The sequence below is a fragment of the Endozoicomonas sp. Mp262 genome (assembly GCF_025643335.1).
Taxonomy (GTDB): domain Bacteria; phylum Pseudomonadota; class Gammaproteobacteria; order Pseudomonadales; family Endozoicomonadaceae; genus Endonucleibacter.
On sequence record NZ_CP092489.1, the window covers coordinates 1,371,927 to 1,395,141 of the forward strand.

The window sequence follows — 23,215 nt, forward strand, 5'->3', positions numbered from 1 at the left end:
GGTAGAATTTCACCACAATAATAATAACGATGCTCATGTTGTGCCGCTAACGAAACCAAGAACCATTGCTGAAAAACTGCTCAAAATAGTCTCTGATGAAGCGGGTCAAATTCCAGACTTTCGCAAGAAAAGCCAACATGACAAAATTGTCCTTCATGATGCGGTCATGAGTGGCCTGGCAGTCATGCACCTGAAATACCCTTCATTACTGGCTTTTGATCAGGATTGTGTCAATAACCCAGATAGGCTCAAGAACTTAAAGTCGATGTACAATGTCAGCTGTGTCCCCAGTGATACCTATCTGAGGGATCTGATTGACCCTATCGAAACACGCTATTTAAGGAAGTTCTTTACCCGCCTGTTTGCCTTTGTGCAACGATCTGGGCGGCTTAAGCAGTTCACTTATTTTGAGGAAGGGTATCTTGCGCCTATCGATGGTACGGGGCACTTTTGCTCAGGGAAGATTAGTTGTCCTGAGTGTTGTGTAAAAAAGCCAGGCAGCAAAAATCCGCAATACTACCATCAGTTACTGGCCTGCTGTCTGGTAAAGCCGGGCAAGAAAGAAGTATTACCTTTAATGCCTGAACCCATCATCAAACAAGTTGATGCGTCAAAGAATGATTGTGAGAAGGTAGCGCTCAAGCGGCTATTGGCGAATTTATCCAGAGAGCATCCGCACCTGCCACTGGTTCTGACTTTTGATGACCTGTACTCAGATGGACCGACCATCAAGTTGGTAAAGTCCTTTGGCTATAGCTTCATTATGGTGGCAAAGGATTCAACCCATGAGTCGTTATACCAGGCCGTCGATGAGCTGGATTGTGCAGACAAAGTGGTGCGCTATGAATATACCGATGATAAAGGGTTTACGCACTGGTTCCGGTTTGTGAATGGTGCCCCCATTAACAAGTCACACCCGGATGTGCTGGTTAACTTTCTCGAATATATAGAAATTGATCCAGAGGGCAACAAGAAGTACGTCAACACCTGGGTCACGGACATTGAGCTTTCAGCCGAGAACGTGAATAAATTCATGCGAGGAGCACGCGCTAAATGGAAAATTGAAAACGAAACGTTCAATACACTGAAAACACAGGGCTACCATCTCGAACACAATTACGGGCACGGAAAGCAGCATCTGGCCAGCAATCTGGCATGCCTGACTTTTACGGCCTTCCTCATCAACCAGATAGAACAACTGTCTTGCAAGCTCTTCCAGGAAGCGCTCAAGATAAAAAAGTCTAAAAAGGCATTCTGGCATGCCATACGAGGGCTGTTTGACTGGTTCTGCATTGATAACTGGACAGACGTATTTACAGCTATCATTGAAGGGCGAAGTGTGAGCTTGAAGTTGCTGACTGTCGATACGACATAGAGCGTTGATGTTAGCCCTGTGACCTGTGTTACCTGTCATTAAAACCGACTGCCGATATAGCAGCAGTCTGGCTCTGTTCATCCGCGATAAAATCATTTTTAATTAACTGAAAATGTGCCAGCCGGAATCTGGTTTGCGGGAATTGCTGATCAAAAGTAGACGTTATTTTGTGCGAAATCACTCCATTTGGAATTTACTGTAAGCCTTGCTGTTGCAGTGATTTAATTGATGTCACGGGAATAGCTGGTATTGCAGCTAATGCTTAAATGCTTGGTAGTTGTTCCAGATCATATAATAAGCAACTTATCTTCTGTTTAAGATATGATACATATAATCTCTAATTTTGCTCATCATTCTCAGAAACAAAGCCTATATGCTGATATGAGTGACACGCTTAATATCAGTCCCTTCTGCCAAGAAGCCTAAATATGCATGCACAAACTTCACCCAACTACATCCAAACACACTACCGCCCGTCACACCCTATCCATAACTATTCAGGCCATGGTGATAGCGTAAGGACAGACTCTATAACCATAAGACCCCATATTTTATCAGGTGTCATAGTAAATACGACAGAGCATGTTTATAACCTCTCAGATAATTACTTCATATAAGTCATTACCTATAATAGTTAATATCTATTAAAAGTATTATTTTAATCAATTTTAACAATGATAAGAAACCCGTAATCTTCACCACAACGGCGAGACAAACTGAGGACGCTTGGAAAAGCCTGATGTTTTTTAAGCGCTCCCATAACTAAGTAGGTAATGAAAATGACTCAATCCCTGATCAACACCGTAATCAAGCCTTTTAAAGCCACTGCTTTCCACAAGGGTGAGTTTGTTGACGTGACTGAACAGAGCCTGCTGGGCAAGTGGTCTGTGGTGTTCTTCTACCCAGCAGACTTCACCTTTGTCTGCCCAACTGAACTGGGCGACCTGGCTGACCACTACGAAAAACTGCAGTCCATGGGTGTTGAAGTGTACTCCGTATCCACTGATACCCACTTCACTCACAAGGCATGGCACGATACCTCTGACACCATTAGCAAGATTCAATTTCCAATGATCGGTGACCCCACTGGCGCTATTACACGCAACTTCGGTGTGATGATTGAGGAAGAAGGTCTGGCACTGCGCGGTACTTTCGTGATCAATCCGGAAGGTGAGATCAAGGCCATCGAAACCAACGATCTGGGTATTGGTCGTTCTGCCAAAGACCTGGTTCGCAAGGTGCAGGCTGCCCAGTACATCGCTGAACACGACGGCGAAGTTTGTCCGGCTGCATGGCAGCCAGGTGAAGAGACTCTGGCTCCGTCACTGGATCTGGTTGGCAAGATCTAAGGCCTGTGAATTAAGCCTCGGGCTATGCATTACAGTAAGTGCATAGCCGCAAGGCTGACCAGGCATTCTGGTTAGTACCGATTTTTTTCACCACAGAGGTACAGAGAACACAGTTTTTTTTGTTCTCGTTAAAAAGAAATCTCTGTGTTCTCTGTACCTCTGTGGTGAAAAAAAGTGGTGAAAAAAATCCCCTAGCCATAATTCCTGGTCAGCTTTGACACACTTAAATATTTAATACTTTTGAATACAGGGCTGCTGTCATGTTAGACACAACAGTGAAGAACCAATTAAAAGCCTACCTGCAAAACCTGAAAACACCAGTTGAGCTACTATTGTCTCTGGATAATGGGGAAAAATCCGGAGAAATGGCTTCCCTGGCAGACGACATTGCCAGCTTATCGGATAAGGTTAAAGTAACCGTTTCCCCGGATAGTGATGAGCGCAAGCCCTCCATGCTGGTTCGCTCTGAAGCCACCGGCAGTGAAATTCGTTTTGCAGGCCTGCCCATGGGCCATGAGTTTACTTCTTTAGTACTGGCACTACTGCATAGTGGCGGCCACACCATCAAGGTGGCAGAAGAGTTAGCTGAGCAGGTCAAGGCTTTGCCGGGAGAATACCGTTTTGAAACCTATGTTTCCCTGAGCTGCCAGAATTGCCCGGATGTGGTTCAGGCATTGAATATTATGTCCGTGCTTAATCCAAACATTACCAATGTCATGATTGATGGTGGCTTATTCCCAGATGAGGTAAGCAAACGAAATATTATGGCGGTGCCATCGATTTACCTGAATGGTGAACTCTTTGCCCAGGGACGTATCACCCTGCCAGAGATTCTCAACAAGCTGGATACCGGAGCGGCACAACGTCAGGCTGAGGCGCTGTCTGAAAAAGCCCCTTACGAAATGTTGGTTGTAGGGGGTGGTCCTGCGGGTGCGGCAGCCGCTATTTACAGTGCCCGTAAAGGTATTCGTACCGGTGTGGTGGCTGATCGCTTTGGTGGTCAGGTGATGGATACCGTTGGCATTGAAAACTTTATTTCTGTTAAGGCAACCGAAGGCCCCAAACTAGCCGCCAGTCTGGAAGAACATGTGCGTGACTACGATGTGGACATTATGACCCAACAGCGTGCCAGCAAAATTATTGCCGCTGAACAGGTGGGCGATCTGATTAAGGTAGAACTGGAAAGTGGTGCAACCCTGAAAAGCCGCGCTTTGGTTATTGCCACCGGTGCTCGCTGGAGAGAGATGAATGTACCGGGTGAGCAGGAATACCGTGGCAAGGGTGTCGCCTATTGCCCCCATTGTGATGGCCCCCTGTTTAAGGGCAAGAAAGTGGCTGTGATTGGTGGCGGCAACTCTGGCATTGAGGCAGCCATTGACCTGGCAGGTATTGTTGAGCACGTTACCGTACTGGAATTCGATAATAAACTACGGGCGGATGATGTGTTGCAGCGCAAGGCGCGTTCCATGGGTAATATCACTATTATTACTGAAGCATGGACCACTGAAGTGGTAGGCGACGGCCAGCGAGTAACAGGCTTGCGTTACACTGACAGGGGCGCCGGTGAAAGTGTCTCACTAGAACTAGCAGGTATTTTTGTCCAGATTGGCCTGATACCTAATGTAGAGTTTCTGAAAGGGACTGTGGATCTGAGTCCTCGCGGTGAAGTTGAAGTGGGTATTCAGGGTGAAACCTCTGTTCCCGGCATCTTTGCCGCCGGTGACGTAACCACCGCACCTTATAAGCAGATTATTATTGCCATGGGCAGCGGTGCCAATGCGGCTCTGGGAGCTTTTGATTATCTGATCAGAACACCAGCGCCTCAACAGCAAGAAGCGGCTTGATAAAAATCGCCTTAAGCTTTTATGGCCAGTGGCCGTTGACGTGTAATCGTCACCCCCTCAGGTCATGGAGGCTTGCCGGGGATAAATCTCAAAGCCTGTCAGATGCCGGTATGATAGAGAGCAATGTTTTCATAACCTGATAGAACCAGAATAATGCCCACTGATAACTAACCGGGAGTTTCTGGCTTATGTCCAGCTATCAAGAACTGACCGCATTCTGTCCGGATGATACGCCGGTCATGAGTCCGGCGGCATTTAAGGCGAAATACCAATTTATCATGAAGCTGGGGAGTGCTCTGCATGCCTTTGGTATTCAGGCATTTCGCCTGGAAGCTCACCTTATAAAAGTCTCCGGAAGCTTGGGGCTGGATGGCTCTTTTCTGATGACACCCACCTCGCTCACCTTTGTTTTTGCCAGCCCGGATAAACAAAATGAACATACCCACGTTTTGCGGGTGCAGCCGGGAGGCATTGATCTTGGAAAACTGGCTAATGTTAATAAAGTGGTCGAGGATTTATTAGAAGAAAGGATCACTGTGGTTCAGGCGCATATCCGGCTCAATGAAATTGAAGCCAGTAAGGGCTATTACAATAGTGTCGTTAGCCTGTTGGCCTATGGTGTGAGTAGTGGTGCCTTTGCCATGTTAATTGGTACAGACTGGCTGAATATCTTTTGGTCAACCTTTTTGGGTATCGTCTGTTTTGGTTTTGTTTACTGGTCCCAGTTTTCCAAACGAATGCCAGAAGTGCTTGAGCCTCTGGTGGCGATGGTCAATGGTTTTATTGCTGTGGGTATCTATTCCCTCGAACCCGGACTTAATGTCCCCCTGGCGGTATTGTCCAGTATTATTATTTTTATTCCCGGCCTGTCGATTACCCTGGGATTAAGCGAACTGGCAGCCAAGGAATTGATGTCGGGCACGGCCCGGGTAATGAATGCCATCATGCTGCTGTTTAAGCTTTATTTCGGGGCTATGCTGGGAGTGGCTATTGGCAGTTTAATATGGGGTCCAACACCACTTCCGGAAACGGCTGCCATGCCGTGGTGGGCTGTATGGTTGGGTGTGTTCTTACTCTCATTGACCCTTGGAGCCGTTTTTAATGTCAGAAAGCAGGATATAGGATGGGGTGTCTTGTCCGGTTTGCTGGCCTATGTTGCAACAAAGGCCGGGATTAATATCCTCGGTGATGCCCTGGGCTATTTTATCGGTGCTTTTGCTGTAGGCATATATGGTAACCTCTATGCAATATGGCGCAAGGCACCAGCAACTATTGTGCTATTGCAGGGTATTGTCGTATTGGTACCTGGCAGCAGAACCTATATGGGCCTGGATAGTTTGATTGGAGGGCATACTGTAGCCGGTATGACCAATCTTGGGTCAAATACCTTTTTGATTTTTATGTCTCTAGTGGCAGGTTTGATCTTTGCCAACATAGTGATCTCACCAAGACAGTCATTATAAATAGGATCTTACCTGTATCCACAGCCCTGCCAAAAAAGGCATTTTGGAATCATGAAGGACATGAAGAATTTAAAGAAAAGCCTTGGTGTTCTTTGTGGTTCCAAAAAAACTGGCCATTGCACTGAAGTTTTTGCGACAGCCTCTTCAGCTCGGGAATGAAGAACTCCCCACGTCATAATATAGTTTGAAAATTAATATTCTTGCCAAGGTTTTATTATTAGGCTAAGTAATTAGGCTGATAGAGTTAGTTAATTATCACTTTCAAAAAAAATAACATAGTATGGTGTGCGAAATTGTTTGGGGTAATGGATTCCTGGGAAAGCATTACCGGAGAGACTTTGATTACCAGCCAGTATCAGTATTACAGCTGTAGTTGATCGTTCTGTGATCAACTAAATATTTATGTCGTATAAGAACAATAATTATTAACTCAGCAATCCCGTTAGGTCGGTCGGGTATTTATGGAGCCGGATGACAGATTCCGGACGAAGTACCAGATTTGTTAATTCAATAACCAGGTAACCATTATGCGGATAGGTATCCCTGGAGAGATCCAGGAAAGTGAGAACCGTGTAGCTGCAACCCCTGATACAGTCAGCAAGTTGATCAAGCTCGGTTTTGATGTGGTGGTAGAGAGCGGGGCGGGAACCCGGGCACGCTTTGAGAATGTCGCCTATGAGGAAGCAGGCGCAGAAATCATAGCCAGCCGTAATGAGGTTTTCCGCTCAGATATTGTTCTCAAGGTTAATGCCCCCGTTGATGATGAAATCGAGCTGTTAAAGGAAGGGGCAACCCTCGCCAGCTTTATCTGGCCGGCTCAGAATAAAGCCCTGCTTGATAAGCTGACCCAGCGCAATATCAATGTTTTGTCCATGGACTGTGTGCCTCGTATTTCCCGGGCCCAGTCCCTGGATGCCCTGAGTTCTATGGCCAATATTGCCGGTTATAGAGCCGTGGTTGAAGCATCCCATCAGTTCGGTCGTTTTCTGAATGGTCAGATTACCGCTGCCGGTAAAATTCCTCCCGCTAAAATCATGGTCATTGGTGCCGGTGTGGCCGGCCTGGCTGCTATTGGTGCCGCAGGTAACCTGGGTGCCATTGTCCGCGCCTTTGATACCCGCCCGGAAGTTAAGGAGCAGGTGGAAAGTATGGGGGCGGAATTCCTTGAGCTGGACTTTGAGGAAGACGGCAGTTCATCCGATGGCTACGCCAAGGAGATGAGCCAAGCCTTTATCGATGCCGAGATGGCGCTGTTTATGGAACAGGCAAAAGAGGTGGATATTATTATCACCACGGCCCTGATTCCCGGAAAGCCGGCGCCGAAGCTGATTACGGAGGATATGGTTAAGGCCATGAAGCCCGGCAGTGTGGTGGTTGACCTGGCGGCGCAAACCGGTGGCAACTGTGCCTTGACTGAAAAAGACAAGGTGGTGGTACGTCATGGTGTTAACATTATTGGTTACAGTGACCTGCCAAGCCGTTTGCCAACCCAGTCCAGCCAGCTTTATGGTACTAACCTGCTGAACCTGATCAAGGTGTTGTGTCCGGAGAAAGATGGCACTATCACTATCAATTTTGATGATGAGGTGATCAGGGGCCTGACTGTTATCCGGGAAGGCAAGATTACCTGGCCTCCTCCCCCGGTAAAAGTCAGTGCTGCCCCTGCCAGCAAACCTGCCGAGGTTATTGCGCCAAAAGAAAAAAAGGAATCCCGGCCCAAGCCCTGGCTAAAACCTGCATTTTTTGCCGGTGGTGCCTGTTTGTTTGCCTGGGTTGCCAATGCGGCACCTGCCAGTTTTCTTGAGCATTTTACGGTCTTTATATTGGCATCCATTGTCGGTTATTACGTCATCTGGAATGTAACTTCTGCACTGCATACGCCACTGATGAGTGTGACCAATGCCATCAGTGGTATTGTCGTGGTGGGTGCCTTGATGCAGATGGGCAGTGACAATGCCCTGGTTCTGACCCTGTCGGCGATCGCTATTGTGGTGGCGATGATCAATATAGTGGGTGGATTCGCTGTAACCCAGCGGATGCTTAAGATGTTTCGTCTGGACAGGTAAAGGAGTCATATCACGATGTCCCAGGGATTATTAATGGCTGCCTACCTGGTAGCAGCCCTGATGTTTGTTATGAGCCTGGCTGGGCTCAGTAAGCCGGAAAGTGCCAGAACCGGTAATTTGTACGGTATGGCAGGAATGGTGATGGCTGTTCTTGCCACCCTGGCCCATGCCCATCTCGAAGGCTTCACTCTGGTTACCCTTTGTATGATTGTGGGGACGGGCATTGGCATCTATCTGGCCATGAAAGTCCAGATGACAGAAATGCCACAGCTGGTGGCCATTCTTAATGGCTTTGGCGGGTTAGCGGCGGTGCTGATCGGGTTCTCCAGCGCCCTTGAGTCAGGTTCAACCGTTGCAGGTCTGGCGCAGTTTTTATCGACAACGGAGCAGGCCATTCATCACGTTGAAATTTTTGTGGGTGTCATTATTGGCGCAGTGACGTTTAGTGGCTCTCTGGTTGCAGCAGGTAAGTTACATGCTTTGATCCCCAGCAGTCCATTGTCGATGCCGGGTCGCCACTGGATTAATCTGGTACTGGTGGGGCTAGCGGTATTGATGGGTGTTGTCTATACCCAGCAGGAAAGTATACTGGCCCTGACCTTGATGACAGCCTTTGCTTTGGCTTTTGGTGTGCTGCTGGTGTTGGGGATTGGCGGGGCGGACATGCCGGTGGTGGTGTCCATGCTCAATGCCTATTCAGGTTTGGCGGCGGCTGCCACGGGTTTTATGCTGAATAATAATCTGCTGATTATTACCGGTGCCATGGTGGGTTCTTCTGGTGCAATTTTGTCGTACCTGATGTGTGCGGCCATGAATCGCTCTTTTGTGTCCGTTATTCTGGGTGGCTTTGGTGCAGAGAGTAGTGCATCCTCCGGTGGTGAGGTAGAGGGAGAACATACGGAGTCCACGGTTGAAGATGTAGCGGAAATGCTGAAAAACTCGTCCAGCGTTATTATCACTCCGGGTTATGGTATGGCTGTGGCTCAGGCGCAATATGCTGTGCGGGAACTGATCTCTGAATTGCACAACAGGAAGATCAAGGTGCGTTTTGGGATTCACCCGGTGGCGGGACGTTTGCCTGGTCATATGAATGTTTTGCTGGCAGATGCCAAAGTGCCCTATGACATTGTTGAGGAGATGGATGAAATCAATGATGACTTCTCTGAAACGGATACGGTGCTGGTTATCGGTGCAAACGACACAGTTAACCCCGCAGCGACAGAAGACCCCTCCAGTCCTATTGCCGGTATGCCGGTACTGAAGGTATGGGATGCCAAGAATGTGGTGATATTCAAACGCTCCATGGCGACCGGCTATGCGGGCGTTCAGAATCCACTCTTCTACAGGGAAAACACCCGAATGCTGTTTGGTGATGCCCACCAGAGTGTGGATGATATTATCAAGCAGCTTTAAATGTTTGATGATTAAAAAACGACACCTTGTCACATTTGGCGTTATAAAGTGGTAAGGTGTCGTTTTAATCTGGAATCATTCATTCGAGTAGCGTTAATGTTTCCAGACGCTGGCAATCACGTTCTAGCCCTTCATGAATACTATGCTCGTTTCTTTTAATCTGTTCAGCGGTTTTTTCTGGATCTAATTGCATCCAAAAATTTGCAAGAAAACCATTTGGATCTGTTACCGTTTCTCCTTCAAAGTGTCTAAATATACAGATTAGGTAAAAGTCCCTTGCTTGTTTTAAGTCAAGATGAAAGCTGACTGCAAGATCCCTGATTTTTTTTCTGCTATCTGGATTCGGAATTATTTGAGGTAATTCAGAAAAACGCCATAGGGCATCTGATCGAATACCTAACAGCATGAATAGGGTGAATAGGGTATCGTGAGATTGTTCTGGTCTGGAGGCAATTAACGTTTTTGTATAGTTATACATTTTTGAAATACAGGCAATAGCACGAAAGCCATGATTTAATAACTGGGATGGTTCTTCTGATAACTGGGCTTTTATAAGTAAAATATCTGAGAGGGTAATATGGAGGTCCATGATAAATTCAGGATAATTAAGAAACTGCAAAAATTCTGCCGTTTTTTTAAAATAACTAATAGTTTGTAAAGTAGGATCAATGTCATGGGTGTGTGGATTGTTGAATCCAAGTGTGTTTACATGACTATGAAGCTTGGCGAGATGTTTATCAGTTAATTTCGTGAATCTAGCCTCGATATCATATTCAAAATGCCGTTTTACTTCAAATTCCAGAACAAAATTTTTAGCTTCTCGCCAGTCATGTTTAATAACTTCATTTGGGTTTATTTTTCTTAATAGATTAATTTGATCGTAAGCCCTGTATATTAGCGGCATGGAAAAAAATGATATGCTGTTTTCGTCTTTTTTTAGAAAATTTCTGGCAGCTCTATCATAAGATCTAAGTAATAAGTAGTTTAATTCGTATTGCTGATCTGATTTCATCTCAAGTATTGCTGAGTGATGTGTCATTAGCCCTATAGTATCCTGGTAGCAACCTGTGCCGAATAGTTTATATGCTTCTGTTAATAAAGTATGGGTGTCATACTTCAGCAATTCCCGCAAACCAGATTCCGGCTGGCACATTTTCAGTTAATTAAAAATGATTTTATCGCGGATGAACAGAGCCAGACTGCTGCTATATCGGCAGTCGGTTTTAATGACAGGTAACACAGGTCACAGGGCTAACATCAACGCTCTATGTCGTATCGACAGTCAGCAACTTCAAGCTCACACTTCGCCCTTCAATGATAGCTGTAAATACGTCTGTCCAGTTATCAATGCAGAACCAGTCAAACAGCCCTCGTATGGCATGCCAGAATGCCTTTTTAGACTTTTTTATCTTGAGCGCTTCCTGGAAGAGCTTGCAAGACAGTTGTTCTATCTGGTTGATGAGGAAGGCCGTAAAAGTCAGGCATGCCAGATTGCTGGCCAGATGCTGCTTTCCGTGCCCGTAATTGTGTTCGAGATGGTAGCCCTGTGTTTTCAGTGTATTGAACGTTTCGTTTTCAATTTTCCATTTAGCGCGTGCTCCTCGCATGAATTTATTCACGTTCTCGGCTGAAAGCTCAATGTCCGTGACCCAGGTGTTGACGTACTTCTTGTTGCCCTCTGGATCAATTTCTATATATTCGAGAAAGTTAACCAGCACATCCGGGTGTGACTTGTTAATGGGGGCACCATTCACAAACCGGAACCAGTGCGTAAACCCTTTATCATCGGTATATTCATAGCGCACCACTTTGTCTGCACAATCCAGCTCATCGACGGCCTGGTATAACGACTCATGGGTTGAATCCTTTGCCACCATAATGAAGCTATAGCCAAAGGACTTTACCAACTTGATGGTCGGTCCATCTGAGTACAGGTCATCAAAAGTCAGAACCAGTGGCAGGTGCGGATGCTCTCTGGATAAATTCGCCAATAGCCGCTTGAGCGCTACCTTCTCACAATCATTCTTTGACGCATCAACTTGTTTGATGATGGGTTCAGGCATTAAAGGTAATACTTCTTTCTTGCCCGGCTTTACCAGACAGCAGGCCAGTAACTGATGGTAGTATTGCGGATTTTTGCTGCCTGGCTTTTTTACACAACACTCAGGACAACTAATCTTCCCTGAGCAAAAGTGCCCCGTACCATCGATAGGCGCAAGATACCCTTCCTCAAAATAAGTGAACTGCTTAAGCCGCCCAGATCGTTGCACAAAGGCAAACAGGCGGGTAAAGAACTTCCTTAAATAGCGTGTTTCGATAGGGTCAATCAGATCCCTCAGATAGGTATCACTGGGGACACAGCTGACATTGTACATCGACTTTAAGTTCTTGAGCCTATCTGGGTTATTGACACAATCCTGATCAAAAGCCAGTAATGAAGGGTATTTCAGGTGCATGACTGCCAGGCCACTCATGACCGCATCATGAAGGACAATTTTGTCATGTTGGCTTTTCTTGCGAAAGTCTGGAATTTGACCCGCTTCATCAGAGACTATTTTGAGCAGTTTTTCAGCAATGGTTCTTGGTTTCGTTAGCGGCACAACATGAGCATCGTTATTATTATTGTGGTGAAATTCTACCGGATAGTCTGCGATTTTAGCAAGAGGCTACCAAGCTACAGCCCTTGTTATTAAGGGCTTTAATCAAGTCTGCGGGAATTGCTGGTCATACTTCGTTGAGGTATAAGGGGCTAATAACTTTGTGAGGAGTATACCGCAGATGCCATTATCTGAAAAAAACAGGATGATAATCAGAGGAATGTTTGGCTTTAAAAATATAGACATGTTTAGTACTTCATGATTAAAAAAATCATTCTTTAACTGTATTTCAACACTACAGTGGCCAGCAAATTAAAGTCAAAACACTGCCGTTCCTTGTCCAGCTGGTTATATCCGTAATAGATACGGAATCCCTGGCTGGTATAATCTTCAGCAAGATTCGGGCAAAATAAACCCTTTTTAAGGCAGTCCTACCATGACAGGAAAAGCAATGCAGACTATTACAAAGATAGTCCTTGCCAGTGGCAACCGGGGCAAGTTAAACGAATTTCAGCAGATGCTGGGAGCCATGGATATTACCATGCTTCCTCAAAGTGACTTTGAGGTGGACTCTGTTGAGGAGACAGGACTCACTTTTGTTGAAAATGCCATTCTAAAAGCTCGCCATGCTGCTAGAATATCAGGGCTGCCGGTGATTGCAGATGACTCTGGCCTGGAAGTGGATGCTCTAAATGGTGAGCCAGGCATCTATTCTGCCCGCTATGCTGGTGAAGCCTCATCTGATGCGGATAACAATGAACAGTTACTCCGTAATTTATCGGGTGTTGCCACGGAAAACCGCACGGCGCGTTTTCAGTGTCTTCTGGTTTTTCTGAGACATGCCGATGATCCGACCCCTATTATTTGCCAGGGAACCTGGGAGGGTTTTATCCTCGAAGAGCCTCGGGGAGAGCATGGCTTTGGCTATGACCCCCTGTTTTTTGTGCCTTCTGAGCACTGTTCTGCTGCAGAGCTGCCTGCGGGTAAGAAAAACCAATTGAGTCACAGAGCCCGTGCCTTGCAGGTATTGGCAGAAAGGTTGAAGTCATTTTGTTAAGTCCGCTTTCTTTACCTCCACTCAGTCTGTATATCCATGTGCCCTGGTGCATCAGGAAGTGTCCATACTGTGATTTTAACTCCCATGCCAAAGGGCCGGATGGTATTCCTGAGGGACAGTATATTGAAGCTTTACTAAAAGACTTTCAGCTTGAACTACCCAAAGTACAGGGGCGTGAATTACAGACCATTTTTATTGGTGGTGGCACCCCCAGCTTGCTTTCGCCCCAGGGGTATCAGCGATTGTTTGATGGGTTAAAAGGAATGATTCCTTTTTCCAGTGAAATTGAAATTACCCTGGAAGCCAACCCGGGGACTTATGAGCATGGACGTTTTCAGGGTTATTTTGATGCAGGAGTTAACAGACTTTCTCTTGGCGTGCAAAGTTTTCAGAATAATAAGCTGAAGGCACTGGGCCGTATTCATAGTGCAGAAGAGGCGGTTGAAGCTATTTCTTCATTGCAGCAGGAAAATAATAGTCAGGTTAATTTTAATATTGACTTGATGCATGGATTACCCGATCAGTCCAGGGATGATGCGCTTAATGACCTGAAAATGGCGATCAGTCTGAAACCAACGCATATATCCTGGTATCAGTTGACCATTGAACCCAATACGGTTTTTTATTCCAAACCCCCCGCCATTCCTGAAGATGATATTTTGTGGTCTATTCAGGAGTCAGGCCAGCAGCTATTAGCTGATTCCGGCTATAGGCAGTATGAAATTTCAGCCTATAGCCTTCCCGGAAAACAGGCCCGCCATAATCTGAATTACTGGCAGTTTGGTGATTATATCGGGATTGGTGCCGGTGCCCATGGCAAGTGGGCCTGTGCACGTACCGGTGATATTTCCAGAAACTGGAAAACCCGTATGCCCCAGGATTACCTGTCTGCCGGGAAGGCATTTCAGGCTGGTTTAAGAACATTGGAAGCCAGTGAAATTCCGCTGGAATTTATGATGAATGCCCTGAGGCTTTACCATGGAGTTGATGCCAGCTTGTATGAAAAGAGAACGGGGCAGCCGCTGTCTTCTATTAATAAGGGCTTAAGTGAGGCTGTTCAGAAAGGGCTTATGGTTAAAGAAAAGAGGCTGGCACCTACTGAACAGGGGCGCCTGTTTTTAAATGACCTGCTGGAACTTTTCGCCTGATTTTCGCTCAGGTGTCTATCCGGGCTGTTAATTCATAGTCACCGATGGTGCTTTGTAACTGTTCATGACGCAGTTGCCTTTGGGGATCGTGAAGCTGGATACGCTTTCCTGATTCCCTTGCTTTATTCACCACCTGCTCAAGCAGTCGGCCACCCACACCCCGACTACGGGTCAGATTCCTTACACAAAGACCATGAAGCAGCCAGTAATCCGGTGCTTCATCCACCATTATTGCACCTAATAAGCGGTTGTTAAAACGGGCTGCAAAGAGTTTATGTGCCTTATCTTTCCGGGTTGACTCTATCAGTCTTTTAATAGCCTGCTGGTGAGAGGAAGACGGCCAGTCTTCAAGCATCCAGCTGGGAGCATCCTCGTAGATTTTTTGCAAGTCTTCCAGATCCTGATCGGATGGCTGGCGCACTTCTTCAACAGTAACAGGCATGATGGTCTCTACTTCACAATCAAAAATTCAGGAGAGGGCTATTATTAATCGAGTTATTGGGAAAGACCTTAAAATAAGGCCGGAGAATGATTATGCAGATTATAACAGCCATTATTCAACGCTGCTTGCCAGTCATTGCAGGTGTATTGCTTGTTGCCAGTTGTACCGAGACCAGGGAAGAAGTGTGTTTCCCCAGGGTTGATGAAAGCCTACCCCAGTATGTCATTGGGTTTGGTGGTCTTTTCTATGAGGCAACAAGACGATCCCGGCTTGAAGGTGCTACTGGAGTCAAACTTTTGCCCATCATGGTTAATGACTTTCAACGTGGCTGGATTGCTCGTAGCAAGCCTGGTGATGTAAAGGACACCAGTCTGGCAATTACAGCGGCTAAAGGTAAACAGTTTAATGGCATATTGTTGTCTGTTTCTCCCAGCATAATAAAGGGAATGGATAGAAAAGAGCACAAGCAATGCCGGGTTTTGGTGTCGCGAGAGCAATTGCAATCAATGACTGGTATGTCCATACCGGAAAAAGGCCAGTTTTGGATATATCAGGTTCAGTCAAAACAGTTAAACAAGCCCGCTGCCAACTACCCAATATTACAGTCCCGGGTTGATGAGTTTCTAACGGGGTGCATTGAACAGGGTGAACGCTTCCAATTACCTGACTTCTCAAGGCAGTGTATCAGGATGACTGATGGCTGGTCTGTACACTGGAGTAATGACCGCGCTCGCCCGGTGGGAGGAAAGCCTGTTCAGATCCGCTTTAAAGAAGTGGATAAACTGCTTGAGCAGTTGGAAGGCAATCTTTATGAGAATATTAGGGCGCATTAGGGGCTGTTGACGTTTGCTCGTGTGCTCAGCCAAAACCAGCGGTTTCGTGGCTAAACCACACCCGGTTAGAGAACCGTAGTTTGATGTTTCTCGTTTTCTCATTCCCGGCACCCTGAGGGTTTCTCGATACCCTCTCCTCGCTGGGAATGCATAGGGATGTCTCCAATTGATAGCGGGTTACGGCCTGGACGCCAAAATAATTTTAATATTTACAGTTAAGAAAAGATAAAAGTGGTAGATATGCCTTAGAGGCTGTTTATTTTATGGATATCAGGAAGATAGGATGGCCGGGAGGGAATTCAACAATGCCTGCTCATAGTTTAAAGAACCAATTTTCACTTAGCTTATTAAGCCTTGCCATTGCCAAGTCTGTTTCTGCTGATACCGTTGTTTTCCCCAATAATGTGGGCAATGTTACCATTTCTTCTGGCACGTACTATAACGAGTCTGCCAGTGATGTGAGCATGCTAACACTAAGTTCAGTCATGGTGACAAGAGGTATAAAAAACTATGTTTTCAGAACGTCAGGGACGCTAAATATTGATGGAAACTTGGTTGTTAATAAAGGCTTAAACACCAGCGGAATCCTTTACTATGACCAGTATAACCCTGATATAGACCTCAATATAGCCTCCGGAGGTAGTATACAGGTACTCGCCGGACTGGGGTCTCCCATAAGATTTGGCCAATCTGCAAGAGCCAGCATTTCAAATAGTGGCTATTTATACAGTCGGGACTCTGAAGCCATATCTATTTCACCGGATAATCCAAATGGTACTACTGTTGTAGGAGATTTTACTAATGAGCGCCATGGAACAATTAAAGGATACGCGGCACTGAGAATTTTTGAGGGGGATCTTGATGGCAGCTTTATCAATAAGGGGACGATTGAGACATCAGGTAGCTCCGGGTTGTCAGTTCAATTGGGTCATCTGGTGGGCAACATTGAAAATCATGGTTCCTGGAGTAGTAAGGGGTCTGCCATTTGGATTAATGATGCCAGTTCTTTTGATGGCGAGATAATTAATACAGGAAGTTTATCGGGAACCAGTGGCGTTATTAAAATCAGTGGTGATGAAACGGCGGGTGACTCATTTGCCCGATTTGGTGGTGGTATTGAAAATAAGAACTGGGGCAGTATGGAAACTGAAACAGGTCATGCCATCGAAATTACCAATGCGTCATTTAGTGGTGGCATTATAAATGAGGCAGGATCAAGAATTATTACCCATGATCCAGATAAAGCAGCGATTTATATAGGGGCTAACCCGGCAGATGCATTGGGTACGGCGGGATTGATTAGCGATGGTGTGGACAATGATGGAGCTATTATTGGTGGCTATTCCATTAAAAATGATAATGCTGATCATGATCTTGAAGTATTAAATAGACCTCTTGGCTTATTGCAGGGGAAAATTTCAGGACGGATAAACCTTGATAACCAGGGAGTTTTTTCATCAGGCAGACAATCTTCTATAACGGGTGATGTTACCAATACAGGTGTATTGGAGCTGGATATTGATGAAGACTCTATTACCTCGCCTGCCCTCACTGTATCCGGAACAACAACCCTGTCTCCAGGTAGTACTGTTCTGGTTATTCCCACCACGGACATTTATTTTGATGATAGTAAACTCAATGGTGAGGTCTACAAAGTACTCAGTTCCGGGACATTAGTAGATAATGGTTCAACAATGGAGTCGAGTCTTTTGCTACAGGTGACTAAAGCAATAGATGGTAATACGTTGACAGCAACAGTCTCTCGAAGACAAACAGATGATATTTTGCCGAAATCCATCCACTTTAAAAATTTTATTGAAGCCACTAAAAACTCAACAAGATTATTCGATATCATCGCTCCTTATGATGATGTAGAGCAATTGAATAACCTATTGCAAGAAAGCGCTGTGAACAATTCATCCCAGCAGGTTAATAGCCTTGTGCAACAAGAAACGATGGCTATTGTATTAAAACGACTGGATAGCCAAAGGGATGCATACAGTTCCATTTCCTATGGAGATGAAGATACAGAGAGAGGCTTTTGGGTCAAGGTGATGTCATCTGATGCATCACAGGATAACACCAGGAATTCGGATAATATTGAGTTGAAAGGATTTGATGCAGAAGTGACAGGCATTAGTTTGGGGGCTGATAAGCAGTTTCAGTTTAATAGCATTGGCTTAACTGTTGGAAGTGCCTTTACTCGTGCAATGGTAGATGTATTTAAACATCGCTCCAGTGATCGTAGCAATGTAGAAAACTATCAGCTTGGATTATATAGTTCTTTAAATTGGCAAAATTGGTTTGTTGATGGCGTATTGAATGTTGGCTGGGGGCATCATGACCGGACTCGATATATAGATGGCATTATTAATACCCCCATCCTTGCGGATTTTAAAAGCAAGCATTTAGGGTTAAAGTTGTTAGTTGGATACAATGCACTCTATAAGAATATTACTATTGAACCCCTGTTGGGATTTTCTTTTTCGAGGTTTAGTAACGAGGGCTATAGAGAAAAAGATAGCTATGATACGGGGTTTGCGCAATCTGTTCGGGGAGATGTGGTCAGGAAAGTGGAGTTGGGGGCAGGTATTGCAGTGAGTCGTACCTTTTTACTGGATAAAGGAACCCTTGAGCCTTCTTTAAGTGTAATGGCCTGGCATGATTTAAAGAGGGATACACCAGAGAATGTTTCTCGCTACCTGGTAGGAGGAAACTATTTCGCGGTGCAGGGAGTTACGCCTAAAAAAGACAGTTATACCGCTACATTTAACTTGAAATACCATCATGCTGATAATATGAGCTTTGCTACGGGATATGAGCGAAATCAGAAATCAGGTTATGTAAGTAATAATTACTTTGTTGAGATGAGATACGCCTTTTAATGATCGATATGCAGGGGCTGTTGAGGCTTTATCATGAACTCAGTGGCTCTCTCCTTCCCATCCTCCTGAGACTTGATGGCTGAAAAATGCCATATTAATAAGAATAATAGGGTTGTTTCAGTGAGGCATTGTGGTTTGATAATGAATGACATTATACCTGAGCATAAGCCGGATAGAGATGAAAAAAACCTGGCGATGCTGGTGCATCTGTTACCCTTTCTGGGTTTTATGATTCCTGGCATGAATATAGCCATTCCCCTGGTAATCTGGTTTATGAAAAGGGATAAATCCCCTTTTCTTGATCATCACGCCAGGGAGGAACTTAACTTTCAAATTACAGTCGCTTTAGTTGTTGCTTTGTGGATAGCGTTAAAAATGATCTTGGTAGGTTTTTTGTTGCTACCTCTGGTTCCTGTTGTAACGATTATTGTGCTTGTCTTGATGGTACGGGCTGCCATTGTCGCCAGTCGGGGTAAGTACTATCAATATCCATTGATTTTCAGGCTGGTTAACTAGACGCGCCTTGCTAGAAAACCAGCAATTTGCTGGAGCTGGGCAAGGTGCGCTTTAAAAACAGCTTCCCTGACTGGGCAGGCTATTAATATTTTTCTCATTCCTCTCGTTCCCAGGCTCCCGAGACTGTCGCAAAAGTTATTTTTATTAACCACGGAGACACAAAGACACAGAGAAAAGCGTTGTTTGTATCATTTTTGCTCCTGATAAGGGCCAAAACAAGAAAACTTTGTGCCTCTGTGTCTTTGTGGTTAAAACAAAGCATACTTTTGCGACACCCTCTCCAGCCTGGGAATGCATATCTCTCTAAGCCGTAACGGTCAGAGGTATCCGTATGCATTCCCAGCGAGGACGCTGGGAACGAGAGGAAATCTCCGTGTCTTTGTGTCTCCGTGGTTAATAACAATCACTTTCGCGACACCCTCAGGACGCTGGGAGCGGGAGGAATGTCCCCAATGTAAGCTTTCATTTAGATTCAGCTCTATATACTTCACGCCTCAAAATATGCTCACTGAATTCACGCTGGAAGATACTTGCCTGGCCTGTGGGGCTAGAAAAAGGGCTATCCAGTCAATGTGACCCAGGGCTAACAATAAAACTCTGGGCGCATGTCGAAACTAAAACCAAAAAATTATTGGAGTTTTTAATGAAAAAACTGCTTGCAGTTGCTGCCATGACTATCGCAGCCACCAGCGCTTCCTCCGTTATGGCTGATAATGGCATGTTTGTTGGTGCTGAGTTTGGTAAGGCTAAGATTGATGGGGAGACAACCCTGACATTCGGTTCTCAGACAAAAATTACCAGTGACTATGAAAAAGCCAATCAATATGGCATCCGGGTCGGTTCTTATATCAATGACAGTATCCGGATTTATGGAAACCTGAATCAGGCGCAAAAAGATGAAGATGGGGGTAAGCTTACAACTCGCCAGCTTACTGCATCTGCGGACTATGTCCTTGATACTGGCTACCCGGTAAAACCATTTATCGGTGCAACACTGGGAGCAAACTGGGCTGAAATCAAAACTGATTATACATCTGAATCAAACTGGGCTCTGGCTTATGGCGCACAGGCGGGTGTTGTTGGTCAGTTTGGACAGTTTGATGTTGAGCTAGGATACCGCTATCTGAAACTTGATAACAAGCTTGATTTCTCCAACATTTCTGAAGTAAAAGTGAAAGACTCTAAGACTCCATATCTGGCCGTATCCTACAAGTTCTAAGTTAAAAGGCTGCTATACGCAGCCTTTTTTCTACATTCTGTAAATGTGGTCAAACCCTATTTATTCCCTTCAGTTTTAATGGCAACATTATCTAGTTGCTTTATGACCTAAGACATTACGTCTTCTCCTTGGCTCTCCTGATCCTACAGGTATTGCATATCGCACTTGAGCCTAAGCATTTCCCCCTCGAAAAACTGAATATCCAACGTCTTCTAAACGACGAATGTCTCTGTATTTAACAGCCGCTTTGAAGATGTATTTTCCGGATAAGTCATATCCCACCAAGGGAGATAGATATCAGGTACAAGGAGCATTAAACGACATATAACTACTAAATAAATAGGGTTTTATATGACAATAGATATAACACAAAGGAGTGAACGCTTTCTCCTGATATTAACTTTGGGTGCTCTCACTACCCTTGGCCCCATGGCCATTGATCTGTATCTGCCTGCACTTCCGGCCATTGCCAGTGATATGGGTGAGCCTCTCCATAAAATACAGTTTACCCTCAGTGCCTACACCGTAGGTTTTGCCCTTGGTCAACTTATCTATGGGCCTTTGTCGGATCGCTTTGGTCGTCAAAAGGTGATGTTGCCAGGAATTATTTTTTATATGCTCACCAGCCTGTTAGCGGCTACCTGCACTAATGCCAACCAGCTGATTATGGTTCGTATTCTTCAGGCGATGGCTGGAGCGGCTATTATGGTCACCATTCCCGCAATGGTGCGGGATCTCTTCCCCAGGGAAGAAAGCGCTAAGGCACTTTCCTCGATCCTGATGGTTATGACTGTTGCCCCGCTGGTGGCTCCCATATTAGGCGGTCAAATACTCAAGTTCTGGGGGTGGCAAACATTATTTCTATTTCTGGCGGGAATAGCCGTGCTGGGATTCATCCTGGCTTTATCCCGCATCAGTGAAACCCTGCCCCTGGAGAAACGCTCGAGGACTTCAGGCGGAGAACTGGTCTGGAACTACCTCGATATTTTGAAAAACAGGGAGGCTATGGGTTGCATTCTATGCCATGGTTTCTTTTTTGGTGGCATGTTTGCCTTTATTTCCGGTTCTCCCTTCATCTACATCGAGCTGTTCGGTGTCAAACCTGAGAACTATGGCCTGCTGTTTTCCCTGAATATCATCTCTATGGCCATAATGAATATGGTCAATATGCGCCTGATTGGCAGGCTACAGCTGTTTACTATTTTAAAAACAGGCAGTGTTATTGCCGCCGTTGCATCACTGACGCTGCTTTTTAATGCTAAAACAGGCTTTGGTGGTCTGTTTGGAATAGTCTTGCCAGTCATGGCATTTGTGGCCTGTATGGGACTTACCGGCCCGAATTCCAATGCCCTGGCCCTGGCTCACTTTCCAAAAACAGCCGGTACAGCCAATGCCCTGGCTGGTGCCCTGCGTTTTTCTATAGGAGGATTGTCGTCTGTTGCCGTAGGGTTTCTGCAAGATGGCACTGCAATGTCCATGGCTCTGGTGATGGCAGGTTGTGGCCTGCTCTCTGTAAGCTCTTTACTGCTTACCAGGAATCAGGGAGTCACTGCGGAAGAGCTAACAGAGTTAACCGGGTCAGGTAATCCGGTTAACCGGGGAGCCTCTGCCTGAACCTGGTATAGTGAATACCACACCGGCCTGCTGGCCGGTTTTCTTTTATATGAAGAAGTATTTTTCCTGGAGCGACACAAATAAGTGACAGAAACCATAGTTAAACGCAGTAATTGTTATTACCATTTCCCCCCGAACATGGTTAGACTGGTTCCCAGGCTCCTGCCTGGGAATGCATACCTCCCCAGGCCGTAATCCCGGTATTAGGTGGAAACATCCGTATGCATTCCCAGCGAGGACGCCAGGAACGAGAGGATTCCGCAACGTTATCGCCCCCAGGTTGTTTCAGGGAGTTATTAATGAGTTTCAGGCTTGCTATCAACGGCTATGGCCGGATTGGCCAATGCGTGCTCAGGGCACTGTACGAAAATAGTTACAGGAATAGCTTTGAAGTGGTGGCTATTAATGAACTCTCTGACCTTGAAACCCTCACTTATCTCACCCGGTATGACACGTCCCACGGGCGTTTTCCAGCCAGAGTTGAAAGCCAGAATGAACACCTCCGGGTTAGCGACGATTATATCAGGGTGTTTAACCAGCAAAATCCTGAGGCGCTTGACTGGAAAAGCATGAATATCGACCTGCTGTTAGAGTGTTCGGGTTCATTTAAGGATCGCAGAACGGCAGAGTTGCATCTGGAAAGCGGAGCGCCAAGGTTACTTTTTTCACAGCCTGCCCAGCCTGATGTGGATGCCACTATTGTTTATGGCGTCAATGAAGAACGATTATCCGCTGAACATACCATTGTTTCAGCAGCCTCCTGCACAACCAATTGTATTGTGCCGGTTATCAAGGCCCTGCATGAAGCCTTTGAAATAGAGTATGGCTCCATCACTACGATCCATTCTGCCATGAATGACCAACCGGTGATTGATGCCTATAACCAGAATGATCTCAGGCTCACGAGAAGTGCCCTGCAATCCATAATTCCTGTTGATACCGGGCTGCCCAAGGGGATAGACCGCCTGTTACCAGAGCTAACGGGGTGCTTTAAAGCCACATCCATGCGGGTGCCCACCATTAACGTCTCCTGCATGGACTTATGCGTTCATGTAAAGGCACAGACCACCGAACAGCAAGTTAACCATGTACTGCAGCAAGCCACCCGGGGACGGCTGGAAGGGATTATCGGGCTAACCTATGAACCCCACGCATCAATGGATTTTAATCACGATGCCCGTTCCTGTGTGGTGGATGCGACCCAGACCCGGGTGACCTCTGGAAAACTGGTGAAAGTACTCTGCTGGTTTGATAATGAATGGGCCTTTGCCAATAGAATGCTGGATGTTGCCCATTGCTGGTTAAGCCTCTATTGAGATGGGTTTTCCATTTCAAAAGACAACAATAAAAACCAGTTATACGTTACCCCTCGTGATCCATTGAAAACCGGTTTG

The 23,215-nt window shown here is 45.8% G+C and carries 17 protein-coding genes; 14 read left to right on the forward strand and 3 right to left on the reverse strand.

What is annotated here, in order from left to right:
- Window positions 1–40: 40 nt before the first annotated feature.
- The 6 genes from MJ595_RS05980 (at window position 41) to pntB (ending at window position 9,510) form a co-directional block, all read left to right on the forward strand.
- Window positions 41–1,375, forward strand: coding sequence for a transposase (locus tag MJ595_RS05980; RefSeq protein ID WP_263078000.1), 1,335 nt, complete (start codon window positions 41–43; stop codon window positions 1,373–1,375).
- 779 nt (window positions 1,376–2,154) lie between these two features.
- Window positions 2,155–2,724, forward strand: coding sequence for an alkyl hydroperoxide reductase subunit C (gene ahpC / locus MJ595_RS05985; protein ID WP_263081535.1), 570 nt, complete (start codon window positions 2,155–2,157; stop codon window positions 2,722–2,724).
- 260 nt (window positions 2,725–2,984) lie between these two features.
- Window positions 2,985–4,568: an alkyl hydroperoxide reductase subunit F gene (gene ahpF, locus MJ595_RS05990; RefSeq protein WP_263081536.1), complete on the forward strand. Its 1,584-nt coding sequence runs from the start codon at window positions 2,985–2,987 to the stop codon at window positions 4,566–4,568.
- A gap of 188 nt (window positions 4,569–4,756) precedes the next feature.
- The gene (locus tag MJ595_RS05995; protein WP_263081537.1) at window positions 4,757–6,031 is read left to right on the forward strand and encodes a threonine/serine exporter family protein; all 1,275 of its coding nucleotides are present in this window, start codon (window positions 4,757–4,759) and stop codon (window positions 6,029–6,031) included.
- Window positions 6,032–6,558: 527 nt separating this feature from the next.
- The gene (locus MJ595_RS06000) at window positions 6,559–8,097 is read left to right on the forward strand and encodes a Re/Si-specific NAD(P)(+) transhydrogenase subunit alpha (protein WP_263081538.1); all 1,539 of its coding nucleotides are present in this window, start codon (window positions 6,559–6,561) and stop codon (window positions 8,095–8,097) included.
- Window positions 8,098–8,112: 15 nt separating this feature from the next.
- On the forward strand, window positions 8,113–9,510 hold the full coding sequence (gene pntB, locus MJ595_RS06005; protein WP_263081539.1) for a Re/Si-specific NAD(P)(+) transhydrogenase subunit beta: 1,398 nt from the start codon (window positions 8,113–8,115) through the stop codon (window positions 9,508–9,510).
- Between the two features lie 79 nt (window positions 9,511–9,589).
- On the opposite strand, the gene MJ595_RS06010 is transcribed toward pntB, so the two are convergent.
- Window positions 9,590–10,663: a hypothetical protein gene (locus tag MJ595_RS06010; RefSeq protein WP_263081540.1), complete on the reverse strand. Its 1,074-nt coding sequence runs from the start codon at window positions 10,661–10,663 to the stop codon at window positions 9,590–9,592.
- A gap of 112 nt (window positions 10,664–10,775) precedes the next feature.
- Window positions 10,776–12,110 carry a transposase gene (locus tag MJ595_RS06015; protein ID WP_263078000.1) on the reverse strand — a complete coding sequence of 445 codons (1,335 nt, stop codon included), beginning with the start codon at window positions 12,108–12,110 and terminating at the stop codon, window positions 10,776–10,778.
- A 448-nt stretch (window positions 12,111–12,558) separates the two neighbouring features.
- Between MJ595_RS06015 and MJ595_RS06020 the strand changes: the two genes are divergently transcribed.
- Both MJ595_RS06020 and hemW read left to right on the forward strand, forming a co-directional pair.
- Window positions 12,559–13,164, forward strand: coding sequence for an XTP/dITP diphosphatase (locus MJ595_RS06020; RefSeq protein ID WP_263081541.1), 606 nt, complete (start codon window positions 12,559–12,561; stop codon window positions 13,162–13,164).
- Window positions 13,158–14,312, forward strand: coding sequence for a radical SAM family heme chaperone HemW (gene hemW / locus MJ595_RS06025; RefSeq protein ID WP_263081542.1), 1,155 nt, complete (start codon window positions 13,158–13,160; stop codon window positions 14,310–14,312). The genes MJ595_RS06020 and hemW overlap by 7 nt, the downstream gene beginning before the upstream one ends.
- 7 nt (window positions 14,313–14,319) lie before the next feature.
- On the opposite strand, the gene panM is transcribed toward hemW, so the two are convergent.
- Window positions 14,320–14,754, reverse strand: coding sequence for an aspartate 1-decarboxylase autocleavage activator PanM (gene panM / locus MJ595_RS06030; protein WP_263081543.1), 435 nt, complete (start codon window positions 14,752–14,754; stop codon window positions 14,320–14,322).
- A 92-nt stretch (window positions 14,755–14,846) separates the two neighbouring features.
- Between panM and MJ595_RS06035 the strand changes: the two genes are divergently transcribed.
- From MJ595_RS06035 to MJ595_RS06060, 6 genes are all read left to right on the forward strand, one after another.
- Window positions 14,847–15,587, forward strand: coding sequence for a hypothetical protein (locus tag MJ595_RS06035; RefSeq protein WP_263081544.1), 741 nt, complete (start codon window positions 14,847–14,849; stop codon window positions 15,585–15,587).
- Window positions 15,588–15,850: 263 nt separating this feature from the next.
- Window positions 15,851–18,472: an autotransporter domain-containing protein gene (locus MJ595_RS06040; protein ID WP_263081545.1), complete on the forward strand. Its 2,622-nt coding sequence runs from the start codon at window positions 15,851–15,853 to the stop codon at window positions 18,470–18,472.
- Window positions 18,473–18,613: 141 nt separating this feature from the next.
- Window positions 18,614–18,988 (forward strand): DUF4870 domain-containing protein, encoded by a 375-nt coding sequence (locus MJ595_RS06045; RefSeq protein ID WP_263081546.1) that lies wholly within the window; start codon window positions 18,614–18,616, stop codon window positions 18,986–18,988.
- Between the two features lie 643 nt (window positions 18,989–19,631).
- The gene (locus MJ595_RS06050) at window positions 19,632–20,207 is read left to right on the forward strand and encodes a porin family protein (protein ID WP_263081547.1); all 576 of its coding nucleotides are present in this window, start codon (window positions 19,632–19,634) and stop codon (window positions 20,205–20,207) included.
- Window positions 20,208–20,558: 351 nt separating this feature from the next.
- A complete protein-coding gene (locus MJ595_RS06055) occupies window positions 20,559–21,821 on the forward strand; it encodes a Bcr/CflA family multidrug efflux MFS transporter (RefSeq protein ID WP_263081548.1) in 1,263 nt (420 codons plus the stop codon).
- A gap of 299 nt (window positions 21,822–22,120) precedes the next feature.
- Entirely contained in the window at window positions 22,121–23,137 is a 1,017-nt protein-coding gene (locus MJ595_RS06060) for an erythrose-4-phosphate dehydrogenase (protein ID WP_263081549.1), read from the forward strand.
- Window positions 23,138–23,215 lie beyond the last annotated feature (78 nt).